Genomic DNA, 13,119 nt, shown 5'->3' on the forward strand with positions numbered 1-13,119 from the left:
TTAAAACGATAATAGCTATTTCTAAAAATGTCACTGAAATTTATCTAATATATGGGTCTCACATATAGCTTTTAGATTTAGCACCAAATACGATTCGAAAAATTTAGTAAAAACCTCGTCTCAAACCGAGGTTTTAACATTTATAACAGTCGCTTTGAATAAGGTCTCAAAATGACTTAAAAGCTTTTGTTTGACCTCATCCATATTCACTTCTACTTTTCCGAGTTCCACATTCAAGGAAGTTACAGCCTTATCTTTAATACCACAGGGCACCATTAAATCAAAATAGCCTAAATCGGAGTTTATATTTAGCGCGAAACCGTGCATCGTTACCCAACGGGAAGCACGTACGCCCAGAGCGCAAATTTTACGGGCAAAGGGAGTGCCTACATCTAACCAAACACCTGTCTGACCTTCAGAGCGTTCGGCTTTTAAACCGTATTCTCCCAAGGTCAAGATTACCATTTCTTCTAAAAGACGTAAATATTTATGAATGTCCGTAAAGAAATTGTCTAAATCTAATATCGGATAACCAACAATTTGGCCTGGACCATGATAGGTGATATCACCTCCCCTATTTATCTTATAAAATTTGGCTCCTTTTGCGGCAAGTTGCTTTTCGTCCACAAGCAGATTAGACAATTCACCACTTTTACCTAAAGTAAATACGTGGGGGTGCTCCACAAACAAAAAGTGGTTTGGGGTTTCCAATCCAGCTTCCTCCCTACGGTTTTTAATCTTTATGTCTACGGTCTGTTTAAAAAGTAGCTCTTGGTAGTCCCAAGTTTCTTTATAGTCCTTTAGTCCTAAATCTTGTAGATTGATATTCTTGTTCATCTGTGCAAAGATACCAAAGTCTATTTACAACTTTTAAGTTTTGAAAACCTGACAGCTGCAGCTAGGTTGATTTATTCCCTCCTTTGGCGATAACTTTAGTTAGGATTATTTAATATAACCAAAGCAGCTATAACTCCCGGTACCCAGCCACACAAGGTTAAAAGAAAAACGATAACTATAGACCCACAGCCTTTACCGATAACGGAAAGTGGTGGAAAGATAATAGCCAATAAAACTCTTAAAAAACTCATTGATTTGTGATTTTGATTGATGTACTTATATGTCGCAAAAGTAGCGGTATTGTTACAAAATCGTTTAAATTTATAAGTAAATCAAATTAAGTGGTCTCCTTACGCGTCTTCATCTTCTTTCTAATTGGCACCATCAGCTGTTTCGGACAGTATTCCTTTAGTGGTCAAATACAGCCAAATACTCAAAATAAAACAGTATACCTTTCGATGATAGAAAACTACAGAAAATCGTCTCGTGTGTATGCTGACCAAATCTTGATGGAAACCCAAGCAGATGTTAGCGGATATTTTATTTTCGAGGGTGATAACCTATTGGAACAAAACAACATGTACCGAATTCATACTGATGGTTGTAACGATAACACTACAGGGGGTAGCCATTTCTTTAGAGATTGTAGCAACAGCAGAAGCGTTTTGTTTATTGCAAAAAAAGGGGATACGATTTTGTTTCCTTTGTTGCAAAACAAGCAATCCTTCTGTGATATCGTTTCTAATAACGCTGCTTCTGGTCTTTTATTAGAAATTGACGGATTAAAAGAAGACATGATTTTGGATTTCATAGGGCATAACAGTGACGCTAGTATATCTTTAAATTTAAAAAAATGGTTTCAAAAACTACAAGAGTACGGCGAGGAGGTACATGAACCTTTGGTGGAGCTCTATGTGTATGACTTCTTATCCGACAGAAAGAACGAAACCTACTCCTACTTTCTAAAAGACTTAAAAAAAAATAAGTATTATCTGGCCTTAGAAAACAGATTAATAGCTACCTACCCAAATAGAAATTTTACCCTACAATATATACAAGAACGCAACGCCGAAACATCCATACAAACCCCTGTTTTAACAGTGTCAAAAGCGTCTCAATTAAGCTACTTTTGGTACGGAGGAGGTTTGTTTCTTTTTTGTCTTACAGGCTATTACGGGTTACAATTGAAGAAACGAAAGGTTGAAAAAAAAGCACTGCAACATTTGACCCCTCAAGAATTAACCATTCTAAGCGCCATCAGAAAAGATAAAACCAATAAAGAAATCGCTACTGAATTGTTTATCAGTCTTAGCACTGTAAAAACACACATCAACAATATCTACAAAAAGTTGAAGGTGGACTCTAGAGCCGATGTGAAAAATATGTTTTACTAATAAAGAAACAAAATCCACCCCCGGTCTAGTCCCTATTTACACCTCCAATGCTACTAACAAGGCGTAGTATTAATGCAACTTCGGTTTTCAATTCTAAAAATTAAGATTATGAAAACCATGTTTCTGCTTTTAATGAGCATCATCCTTTGCACAACTCTTAAATCTCAAAATACCAACCAAGAAATCAGTCTGGATAACGGTCAGAAATTTCTAGTAGGAGAAATAACCAAAGAAGGGTTGTCACTACCAGTTTATGCACCGTGGTATTCCTCAAATTTCAACAACTATACTCCCAACAAAATTATTATTTCAAACATAAAAGAGGAGTTGCAGGGCTATCAGATTTTAGCATTTCTTGGCACATGGTGTGGGGATAGCAGAAGGGAAGTTCCTAAATTTCTTAAAATTTTAGAGACTGCGAACTTTCCTGATGACCATTTGAAAATAGTAGCCTTAGACAGAAGGAAAGGAAAGTACAAACAAAGCCCAACAGGCGAAGAGTGGGGATTACAAATTTTACGAGTACCCACATTTATTCTTTATAAAAACGGAAGGGAAGTAAATAGAATCATAGAATCCCCAAACACCACGTTAGAAGAAGACTTGCGAAAAATACTAAAAACAGAGGGGTATATAGCCCATAAGGCAAAATCCATGCACTTTGATTGAAGTAAAACAACAGTCTCCTATTTTTATGTCGTCCCGTTAAGAGATTAGGCCATTCTTAAGTATATTTGCGGCTTTAAAATAAGCGCTATGCAATTAACCGAACAAGAGGTTGTACGAAGAGAGAAATTAACAAAATTACGGGAAATGGGGATTGACCCGTATCCCGCCGCTTTGTATCCTGTGGATGCCACTTCAAAGAGTATAAAGGAGCACTACGAAGAAGGAAAGAAAGTTGTGATTTCAGGTAGATTGATGCGTAAAAAAATACAGGGAAAAGCATCGTTCGGAGAATTGCAGGATAGCGAAGGTCGTATTCAGGTGTACTTTAACAGGGATGAAATTTGTCCACCAGATGACCATATCAAATACAATGAAATCTTTAAAAAACTTTTAGATTTAGGAGATATTATAGGTGTTGAAGGAGAACTATTTACCACGCAAGTTGGAGAGATTACGGTGCTAGTAAAAGACTATACTATTTTATGCAAAGCTTTAAGACCACTGCCCTTACCTAAGCAGGACGCAGAGGGTAATACTTATGATGAATTCAACGACCCAGAATTACGTTACCGCCAGCGCTATGTTGACTTGGTAGTTAATCCGCATGTGAAAGAAACCTTTGTTAAGCGCACCAAGATTACCAATAGCATACGTAAATTTTATAATGACAAAGGCTATTTAGAAGTAGAGACACCTATACTTCAACCCATTCCAGGAGGCGCAGCGGCACGTCCTTTTTTAACACATCACAATGCGCTAAATATACCCTTGTACCTGCGTATTGCCAATGAATTATATCTAAAAAGATTGATTGTTGGCGGCTTTGATGGCGTTTACGAATTCTCAAAGGATTTTAGAAACGAAGGCATGGACCGTACCCATAATCCAGAGTTTACCGTTATGGAACTCTATGTAGCCTACAAAGATTACAATTGGATGATGGACACTACGGAGGAACTACTGGAAAAAGTAGCCATCGATGCCACGGGAAGTTCTAAAGTAACCGTCGGGGAACATCAAATAGAGTTCAAAGCACCTTATCCGCGTATTCCTATTTTAGAGGCTATAAAAATACATACCGGAGCAGATGTTGCTGGTATGGGAGAAATTGAACTACGCGAAACAGCTAAAAAATTAGGCCTAGAGGTTGATAAAACCATGGGTGTAGGGAAACTTATAGATGAAATATTTGGTGAAAAATGTGAGCACTTCTACGTTCAGCCTACCTTCATAACAGATTACCCAAAGGAGATGAGTCCGTTAACGAAAGAACACCGGGACAATCCCGCTTTAACCGAGCGTTTTGAACTCATGGTAAATGGTAAGGAACTAGCGAATTGCTACTCTGAGCTAAATGACCCAATTGATCAGAGAGAACGTTTTGAGGAACAATTACGACTCTCCGAAAACGGGGATGATGAGGCTATGTTCATAGACCAGGATTTCTTAAGAGCTCTAGAGTATGGGATGCCCCCAACTTCGGGAATCGGCATTGGTATTGACCGTTTGGTGATGTTAATGACCAATAATTCTTCTATACAAGAAGTGTTGTTCTTCCCTCAAATGCGACCGGAAAAGAAAGCTGTGGAGTTGACGGATGAAGAAAAAGCCATCATGGCTATTTTAAAACCCAATGGTTCTATGTTATTGGGAGCGCTAAAAACCCAGTCCGAGCTGAGTGGTAAAAAATGGGATAAATCCATTAAGGCACTCACAAAACATGGGCTTACCAAAGTCACTAAAAACGATGACGGACTGTTTGTAGAAGCGACTTCGTAAATATTCCATTTAATTTCGAACACAAAAGGAGTAAGCTTCCTCTTTCCTATAGTTGATATAATTACTTAGAAAGGAGAGAAGCACTGATTAAAACCACAAAGCACTACTTTCCGTAGCTAAAAAACAGCCTACGAGCTAAATTTGTCTGTATTTTCAAAAGAATTGTCTATTTTGATATCGTTTATAAGTTCTTAGTATTGAACTAGCTAGAAATGACCCATTTCCCCTACCCTTAGTAATGAGGTCTAAATAGGTTGCTAGCGGAGCGAACCAATGAAAATGGAAAAGAAAATTTTTAATGGAACTAAGCTGCTGTTCCTTGCATTGGTGCTTGTTGCATTACAATCGTGTCAAACAAAGGAACGTGTTGATTTTAGCACTCAAATAAAGCCTATTCTTAACAAGAATTGCATTACCTGTCACGGTGGCGTAAAGAAAAACGCAGGTTTTAGCCTGTTGTTCGAGGCAGAAGCCTTTGCCGATACCGAATCGGGCAAACCAGCCATAATTCGAGGCGATGCCGCCAATAGCGAATTCATCAAGCGATTGCACGAAGACAATCTGGAACTTCGCATGCCCTACGAAAAATCAAAACTTTCTGATGAAGAAATCAATTTATTGACTCGTTGGGTGGACCAAGGTGCAGAATGGGGAGAACATTGGGCCTATTCCCTGCCGGAAAAAGTGGATGTACCCACAAAACTTTCTAAAGCCAGTTTTACGCCGGAAATAGCGTCCGACTTCATAAAAAATGATATCGATAATTTTATTTTAGCCCGTTTGGGGGTCGAGCAACTAGAACCTAATACACCTGCCGAAAAGAACAGTATTGCCAGGCGTGTGGCGCTAGACTTAATAGGATTGCCTCCATCCGCAGCACTAGTACAAAAATTCAACGATAACGGAATTACCTACGAAACCATGGTAGATAGCCTGTTAGACCAAGAAACTTTTGGGGAAAAGTGGGCAACATGGTGGTTAGATGTTGCACGCTACGCGGATTCCAAAGGCTATGAAAAAGATATGGGTCGCTCCATTTGGAGATACCGTGATTGGGTCATCAACGCTTTTAACAAAGACCTCTCCTATGACCAATTCATCATAGAGCAGCTGGCAGGCGACCTCCTGCCAGAACCTTCTACAGATCAATTGATTGCTACGGCCTTTCACAGAAACACCATGAACAATGACGAAGGCGGCACCGATGATGAGGAATATCGGGTGGCAACGGTTATTGACAGAGTAAATACTACGTTTGAGGTGTTTCAAAGCACCACTATTGGCTGTGTTCAATGTCATAGTCACACCTATGACCCGTTTAAGCATAAGGAGTATTATAATCTAATGGCCTTTTTTAACAATTCCCGTGATGAGGATACGCCCAATGAATCGCCTGTGCTAAAGTTTTATGATACAGCACAACAAAAACAAGTGGATAAAGTACTGGACTGGGTAAGTAAACATGGCAACAAAAAAGCCTTAAAAACGTATCGGAATTTTCTGCAATTCACTGAGCCTGTTTATAAATCACATTTCTTTAAAGAATTTAAGAATAGTGTGTATGACGATCATGCTTCAGTCGTGTTTTGGGATGATGGCAACCTTATCATTCCCGATGCCTATACCAACAACGCGAGTTATGTTTACCTGAATTATCGCTCCCATTATAATGGCACCAAAATGACCATTCGAGAAACCGATGTCAATGGACCTATACTGGGCCAATTCACCATCAATAAGACTCAAAATAATAGGACTTCGCAATTCGCCTTAAAGAATATAGACAAGAAAACAGACCTCTATATTGAGACACAAAACGATGCTGTTGCGCCAGAGAAGAATATTTTAAATATGTATTGGGTAGGTTTTATTCCTGATATCCCAGCGCAAGAAAAACAAGGATGGGCGGAAATAAATACGACTCTTTTAGAATTACTAAACACGAACACGGAAACGGTGCCCATTTTGGTAGAAAACCCAGCATATATGAAGCGCACCACACAGGTATTTAACCGCGGAAGTTGGCTTACCAAAACCGATACCGTAGCACCTGCCACACCAAAAAGTTTAAATGCGTGGAACAATGGTTGGACCAAAGACCGCTTGGGCCTCTCGCGTTGGGTTGTCAGCAAAGAAAACCCATTAACGGCCCGAACCTTGGTCAATAGGGTTTGGCATCAGATTTATGGTCATGGACTGGTTTCTACCATTGAGGACATGGGTTCACAGTCCGATGCGCCTACTCACCCAGCTTTATTAGATTGGCTGGCCCTGCGGTTTATGAACAAACACGACTGGAGTATGAAGGCTTTAATCAAAGATATTGTGCTATCTGGCACCTATCGACAAAAGTCGGAAAGCACACCCGAAATGTACCAGCTAGACCCTGAAAACGAATTGTATGCCAGAGGCCCTAGAATACGATTGGGGGCAGAACAAATTCGAGATCAGGCTTTGGCCGTAGCAGGATTGTTAAGTGATAAAATGTATGGTCCCGGCGTAATGCCACCACAACCAGATGGTGTTTGGCAAACCGTCTACAACGGCGCCGACTGGGTAGAAAGTAAAGGAGAGGACCGTTACCGCCGTGGGATTTATACCTATTTAAAGCGTACGAGTCCCTATCCTTCCTTCCTAACCTTTGATGCCGGAAGTCGAGAAGTTTGCATGATTCGCAGAACCGTTACCAACACGCCCTTGCAAGCCCTAGTCACTTTAAACGACCCCGTATACTTAGAAGCTTCCTACCATTTAGCAAAAAACAATAGAGTTGCCAATGATATAGAGAAAAGCATTATTAACAGTTATGAGCAGGCTACGTTCAAAAAAATTACATCTAACCGCTTAGAAGCACTAACAGAACTATACGAAAACTCCATTACCGAGTTTACCAAAAACAAAGAAGCATCACAACTGTTCCTTGATTTTGAGGAGCAACCCACGGCAGAACTTGCGGCGCTGACCATGGTAGCGAATGCCATTATGAACTTAGATGAATTTTTAACAAAAACATGAAAGACATCGTAAAAAGACTGATACAGGAAAAACTAGCCCTTGAAACGCAGGAAAAAACCCGAAGACACTTTATAAAAAGTTGCGCCCAGGGCATGGGCGGTTTGGCTCTGAGTTCCATTTTTATGGGATGTGACCCCTTGACTAGCTCGACCAAAAAAGGACCTATTACTTTATCGGCCCGTGATTTGAATCCCTTATCGACCTTGGCACCGCCTTTTGCACCAAAAGTAAAATCCGTTATTTATTTACACATGGCAGGTGCACCCTCCCAATTGGAAATGTTCGATTACAAACCCGAATTGCAGAAATACGATGGTCAGGATTGTCCCCAATCGCTATTAGAAGGCAAGAAATTCGCCTTTATAAAAGGTACACCCAAATTAATGGGTCCACAGGCGCAATTTAAACAAGAGGGCGAATCGGGGAATTGGGTTTCCAATTTTATGCCTCATTTTAAAAAGGTAGTGGATGATGTTGCTTTTTTAAAAGCCGTGCACACCGATCAATTTAACCATGGTCCCGCACAATTGTTTATGCACACGGGAAGTGCCCGTTTGGGCAGACCAAGTATAGGTTCTTGGGCCACATATGGACTGGGATCGGAAAACCAGAACTTACCTGGGTTTATGGTCTTGACCTCTGGCGGAAATGCCCCAGATGCCGGCAAAAGTGTTTGGGGAAGTGGATTTCTACCTTCTGTATATCAAGGTGTGCAATGTCGCTCTAAAGGGGATCCTGTGTTATATATTAAAGACGCAGATGGTATTACACGCGACCTGAAGAAAAGTACCATTGACGCAATCAACAAAATTAATAAAGAAGAATACGCTAAATATGCTGATCCGGAAATATTGGCTCGCATTAATCAATATGAAATGGCGTACCGCATGCAAATTGCAGTACCCGAGGTTATGAACATCAACAGCGAACCTGAACATATACAGCAAATGTACGGGGTTGAGCCTGGGAAGGAATCTTTCGCCAATAACTGTCTTTTAGCTCGAAAATTAGTAGAGGACGGTGTGCGCTTCGTGCAGCTTTTCGATTGGGGATGGGATACTCATGGAAACGTAAGGTCAGGCTCTATTGATATGGGACTTCGAAATAAGTGTAGAGAAATCGATAGACCCATAACCGCACTTATCATGGACTTGAAACAGCGTGGATTATTGGACGACACCCTTATTGTTTGGGGTGGGGAATTCGGAAGAACACCCATGCAGGAGAACCGTGGTAATACCAAAATGGCATATAAAGGACGTGATCATCATGGAGATGCCTTTACCATGTGGATGGCCGGTGGAGGCATAAAAAATGGGACTTCACACGGAAAAACAGACGATATTGGATTTTCAGGAATAGAAGGCCGTGTATCCGTACATGATGTGCATGCCACCATCTTACACCTACTCGGTTTCGACCATGAAAAATTCACACACGAATTCCAGGGAAGACCTTTTAGGCTAACGGATGTGGAAGGCGAAATTATAAAAGAAATATTGGCATAGACATGTAATAGACGTAACAAAACTAAAATGAGAATACGCTTCCTCCTAACCTGTTTGCTTTTCACCCTCCCCTTCTATTCCCAAGAAAAAAAACTAGAATGCTATCAAACCGATTGGGGACGACAAATCTCTTGGGATGCTTTTTGCGAAAAAACAAAAGCTGCAGGTTATGATGGGATTGAAGTATGGTTCCCAACCGAGCTACAAAGTGAATTAGATTTAAAAAGAGCACTTGACCAATATGGCCTAAAAGTCATTTTTTTGACCGGCACCAATAAAACGCTCCCATTTGAAGAGGCTTTCATCCGATATACCGAGAATTTAATGAGCTTGGTAGCATTTAACCCCATTGCCGTAAATTGCCTTACAGGAAATGACTTTTATCCTTTTGAACAAAACAATTCCTTTATAGATGCAGCGAACAAACTAGCCAAGGAACACAACATTCCCATTTACCACGAAACGCACAGAGGTCGTTTTAGCTACAACCTTCCCGATACCAAAAGATATATTCAGGTTATACCTGATCTAAAGTTAACCTTGGATATCAGCCATTGGATGGTTGTTCACGAATCTTTGTTAGAAAATGAAGTTACCGAGTTGTCCGAAGTCTTAAATCACTCCCATCACATTATCGCCCGCATTGGCCATGCAGAAGGACCACAGGTTAACAGTCCGGAAGCACCCGAATGGAAAAAAGCGGTTAACCGGTATTTGGATATTTGGGAAATAGTTATCCGGCAGAAATGGCAAACTCAAAATGTGTTTACAATTACTACCGAATTTGGCTCAGCGGACCATATGCCAACCTTACCCTACGCGCATGTTCCAGTGGCAGACCAATGGAAAGCAAATATGTATATGATGAAAATCTTAAATGTACGTTTGAACAATTTAATACAGTTGCGTAGTACGCTACCAATTATAAATACAGAATTAATTAGATTTATGACATCAAGATTTGTTTTTGAATTGACCGGTTTAAACTCCCATATTTAGATGGAGGTACTGAAACAACTTTTGGGCAGGCTACACCCGCTCATCGTTCACTTGCCTATTGGATTTATCATCCTTGGTCTGTTACTGCAATGGTACGACCGCAAACAAAAAAAATTCAATAAGGTAAGTTCCTTAATCTATAAATGGGGCGGCATCAGCGCCGTATTTGCTTGTATTACAGGTTATCTACAATATGTAGGCGAAGGTTATGCTTTTGACACCATAAAATGGCATTTATGGGCAGGCATTTCTACGGCACTTTTTTCTTTTTTAATGTACAGTAAGGTTGCCGGATTGAAGGCTACGGAAATCTTCAAAAAGATTCCCGTAATCGCGTTTTCAATCGTATTTTTCATATTGCTTTCCTATACTGGCCATCAAGGTGGTAACATTACCCATGGCGAGGATTATCTCATAGAACCCTTGCCCAACAACATCAAATCAGCCTTAGGTTTCGAAACTTTTGAGAAAAGGGAGATTGTACTGAACGAGGCTACTTGGGAGGAGGCACTTATCTACGAAGACCTTATCAATCCCATCCTAAATAACACCTGTGTGAGTTGCCATAATCCTAAAAAAACTAAGGGTGGATTGCTTTTACATACGAAAGAAGGAATTTTAAAAGGAGGCGATAACGAGGAACTACTGCTAGCTGAAAATTCCAATATAAGCGCGTTATACCATAGAATAACACTCCCAATGGCCGAGGATGAACACATGCCTCCAAATGGAAAAACACAACCTACAAAAGAAGAAATAAAATTAATAGCAGCTTGGATAGATGCTGGACATCCATTTGAGGGTAGCATCAAGGAGGCTGGTCTAAAAAAACAACTCTTTCTTTCTTTTTTTCTAACAAAACACGATTATGATTATCCAGATATAGAAATAGCCAAAGTATCAAAAGATAGTATTCTAGCTATAAAAGAAATCGGTATTCATGTAGATGCTATTAGTAAGGCTACAAACTTCTTGAGTGTTTCTGCTATTAATAAACCTTCTTTTAAAGATAGTGATTTTGAGGGCTTGCTTTCGCTCAAAAACAATATTTCCAGACTAGACCTAGGTGGTACACAAGTGACGGATGCTCTTGTTGAAAAATTAGTTCAGCTTCCTAATTTAACCGTTCTAAAATTGGATAACACGGTAATTACCGGAAACACGATTAAAGCCTTAACATCCTTGACATATTTAAAATCCATCAATCTAACTGGTTCACACTTCGAAACGATTCATTTAGAAAAGCTAGCCAGTTTTCCAAAACTTCAACGGGTCTTTCTATACAGCACAAATGTAAATACCAAGGGAGTGAATTCGCTAAAAGAAGGGCGAATTAAAATCGATTATGGTAATTACGAATTACCACCCATTCCTTCAGACTCTATTATTTATTAACTCCTTTAGCACTCAAACATAGAAAATACTAAGCCTAAAAATTTCCTAGACTAGAAGAAAAAACATAGCTTAGACCCAACAATAAAACTGAATGCACATAAGCAGCAAATTGGGACTTTTTTTAGGTCCTATTTTATTTTTAATTGGTATTAATCTGCCGGTTGAACTACTTTCAGTGCAAGGTGATGCGGTTATTGCCGTAGCACTTTGGATGGTGATTTGGTGGATTACAGATGCCGTATCTATTTCTGTTACCGCACTTTTACCATTAATTCTTTTTCCCTTACTTAAAATAATGCCCGTTGCAGATGTTGGTGCAAACTATGGGAGTCCTATTATTTTTCTATTTTTTGGGGGGTTTGTAATGGCATTGGCCCTAGAGAAAGTGAATCTGCACAAAAGGATTGCCTTAAACATCATTAAAATTACCGGTACCACACCCAATAAAGTAGTTTTAGGTTTTATGATTGCCACGGCAACATTAAGTATGTGGATCAGTAATACGGCTAGCACAGTGGTAATGCTTCCGATAGCGATGTCGGTAATCGGTTTATTGATTAATGATGCAGACGGATTTACTAAAAGTGACCAAAATTTCGCACTGTGTGTTATGCTCGGTATTGCTTTTTCAGCAAATGCAGGAGGCATAGCAACCGTTATTGGCACACCCCCTAACTCTGTAATGATCGGCCTTTTAGAAAGTGAATATAACATTCAGATTTCTTTTTTAAAATGGATGGTCATCGGAGTGCCTTTTTCAATAATCATGATTACAATCAGTTATCTAGTATTGGTGAAGTTGATGTTTCCAAACAAGCAACTTAAATTTAATGCCAGCAGGGATATCATAAAGTCCGAATTAACGAAATTAGGGCCTATGACCGGAAAGGAAAAAATGGTGCTAGTAATTTTCGGTATCACTATCTTTTTATGGGTATTTAGAACCTTAATCAATAAATTATTTCCTGAGTTAGCGCTTTCAGATACAATCATCAGTATGATTGCCGCCGTATCCTTATTCGCTATTCCTTACAACCTAAAAAAAGGAGACTTTATTATTAAATGGAAAGATACTTCCAAACTGGCATGGGGAATTCTTATCCTATTCGGAGGCGGTCTAGCACTGGCCAAAGGTATGTCTGTGAGTGGTATCGTAGACGTAGTAGCCAATACAATTGCAGCAAGTGAAATTTCAATATTTATCACAGCAGTGCTATTGATTACCCTAATGCTCTTTATGACAGAACTAATGAGCAATGTAGCCCTTGTAGCAGTTCTTGCCCCTGTAGTGGCGGGTATTGCTATAGGTTTGGAAATCCCCATATTATATCTATTAATTCCTGTAACCATGGCGAGTAGCTGCGCGTTTATGCTACCTATGGCTACACCACCTAATGCCATTGTTTTCGCAAGTGGCTATATTAAGGTACATGAAATGGCTCGTGCTGGCATTATTTTAAACCTCATTTCCGTGGGTTTATTGATTCTACTATTCCAGTTTGTCATTCCAGTGCTATTTTGAG

The 13,119-nt window shown here is 39.7% G+C and carries 10 protein-coding genes; 8 read left to right on the forward strand and 2 right to left on the reverse strand.

Features of this window, described 5'->3' with window-relative positions; all coding sequences use genetic code 11:
• Window positions 1–120 precede the first annotated feature (120 nt).
• Complete coding sequence (gene lipB / locus Q360_RS0114010) at window positions 121–837, reverse strand: lipoyl(octanoyl) transferase LipB (protein ID WP_027077654.1); 717 nt, start codon at window positions 835–837, stop codon at window positions 121–123.
• A gap of 95 nt (window positions 838–932) precedes the next feature.
• On the reverse strand, window positions 933–1,088 hold the full coding sequence (locus tag Q360_RS25325; protein ID WP_084273452.1) for a YqaE/Pmp3 family membrane protein: 156 nt from the start codon (window positions 1,086–1,088) through the stop codon (window positions 933–935).
• A gap of 207 nt (window positions 1,089–1,295) precedes the next feature.
• Between Q360_RS25325 and Q360_RS27215 the strand changes: the two genes are divergently transcribed.
• The 8 genes from Q360_RS27215 (at window position 1,296) to Q360_RS0114050 (ending at window position 13,118) form a co-directional block, all read left to right on the forward strand.
• A complete protein-coding gene (locus Q360_RS27215; RefSeq protein WP_051554738.1) occupies window positions 1,296–2,231 on the forward strand; it encodes a helix-turn-helix domain-containing protein in 936 nt (311 codons plus the stop codon).
• Between the two features lie 108 nt (window positions 2,232–2,339).
• A complete protein-coding gene (locus Q360_RS23385; protein ID WP_036196044.1) occupies window positions 2,340–2,900 on the forward strand; it encodes a thiol reductase thioredoxin in 561 nt (186 codons plus the stop codon).
• Between the two features lie 87 nt (window positions 2,901–2,987).
• Window positions 2,988–4,679: a lysine--tRNA ligase gene (gene lysS / locus Q360_RS0114025; RefSeq protein WP_027077656.1), complete on the forward strand. Its 1,692-nt coding sequence runs from the start codon at window positions 2,988–2,990 to the stop codon at window positions 4,677–4,679.
• Window positions 4,680–4,958: 279 nt separating this feature from the next.
• A complete protein-coding gene (locus Q360_RS0114030; RefSeq protein ID WP_027077657.1) occupies window positions 4,959–7,694 on the forward strand; it encodes a PSD1 and planctomycete cytochrome C domain-containing protein in 2,736 nt (911 codons plus the stop codon).
• Window positions 7,691–9,202 carry a DUF1501 domain-containing protein gene (locus Q360_RS0114035; RefSeq protein WP_027077658.1) on the forward strand — a complete coding sequence of 504 codons (1,512 nt, stop codon included), beginning with the start codon at window positions 7,691–7,693 and terminating at the stop codon, window positions 9,200–9,202. The genes Q360_RS0114030 and Q360_RS0114035 overlap by 4 nt, the downstream gene beginning before the upstream one ends.
• A 27-nt stretch (window positions 9,203–9,229) precedes the next feature.
• On the forward strand, window positions 9,230–10,201 hold the full coding sequence (locus tag Q360_RS23390) for a sugar phosphate isomerase/epimerase family protein (RefSeq protein WP_084273453.1): 972 nt from the start codon (window positions 9,230–9,232) through the stop codon (window positions 10,199–10,201).
• Window positions 10,202–11,596 carry a c-type cytochrome domain-containing protein gene (locus Q360_RS0114045; protein WP_027077659.1) on the forward strand — a complete coding sequence of 465 codons (1,395 nt, stop codon included), beginning with the start codon at window positions 10,202–10,204 and terminating at the stop codon, window positions 11,594–11,596.
• A 91-nt stretch (window positions 11,597–11,687) separates the two neighbouring features.
• Complete coding sequence (locus Q360_RS0114050) at window positions 11,688–13,118, forward strand: SLC13 family permease (RefSeq protein ID WP_027077660.1); 1,431 nt, start codon at window positions 11,688–11,690, stop codon at window positions 13,116–13,118.
• The last annotated feature ends 1 nt before the right edge of the window (window position 13,119 follow it).

Origin of the sequence: Maribacter antarcticus DSM 21422 (genome assembly GCF_000621125.1) — a bacterium.
GTDB classification, from domain to species: Bacteria; Bacteroidota; Bacteroidia; order Flavobacteriales; family Flavobacteriaceae; genus Maribacter; species Maribacter antarcticus.

What these genes read in the sequence shown, in the direction of transcription:
- lipB (WP_027077654.1), bottom strand. Translation starts at nt 837, where the DNA reads ATGAACAAGAATATCAATCTACAAGATTTAGGACTAAAGGACTATAAA.
- Q360_RS25325 (WP_084273452.1), bottom strand. Translation starts at nt 1,088, where the DNA reads ATGAGTTTTTTAAGAGTTTTATTGGCTATTATCTTTCCACCACTTTCC.
- Q360_RS27215 (WP_051554738.1), top strand. Translation starts at nt 1,296, where the DNA reads ATGATAGAAAACTACAGAAAATCGTCTCGTGTGTATGCTGACCAAATC.
- Q360_RS23385 (WP_036196044.1), top strand. Translation starts at nt 2,340, where the DNA reads ATGAAAACCATGTTTCTGCTTTTAATGAGCATCATCCTTTGCACAACT.
- lysS (WP_027077656.1), top strand. Translation starts at nt 2,988, where the DNA reads ATGCAATTAACCGAACAAGAGGTTGTACGAAGAGAGAAATTAACAAAA.
- Q360_RS0114030 (WP_027077657.1), top strand. Translation starts at nt 4,959, where the DNA reads ATGGAAAAGAAAATTTTTAATGGAACTAAGCTGCTGTTCCTTGCATTG.
- Q360_RS0114035 (WP_027077658.1), top strand. Translation starts at nt 7,691, where the DNA reads ATGAAAGACATCGTAAAAAGACTGATACAGGAAAAACTAGCCCTTGAA.
- Q360_RS23390 (WP_084273453.1), top strand. Translation starts at nt 9,230, where the DNA reads ATGAGAATACGCTTCCTCCTAACCTGTTTGCTTTTCACCCTCCCCTTC.
- Q360_RS0114045 (WP_027077659.1), top strand. Translation starts at nt 10,202, where the DNA reads ATGGAGGTACTGAAACAACTTTTGGGCAGGCTACACCCGCTCATCGTT.
- Q360_RS0114050 (WP_027077660.1), top strand. Translation starts at nt 11,688, where the DNA reads ATGCACATAAGCAGCAAATTGGGACTTTTTTTAGGTCCTATTTTATTT.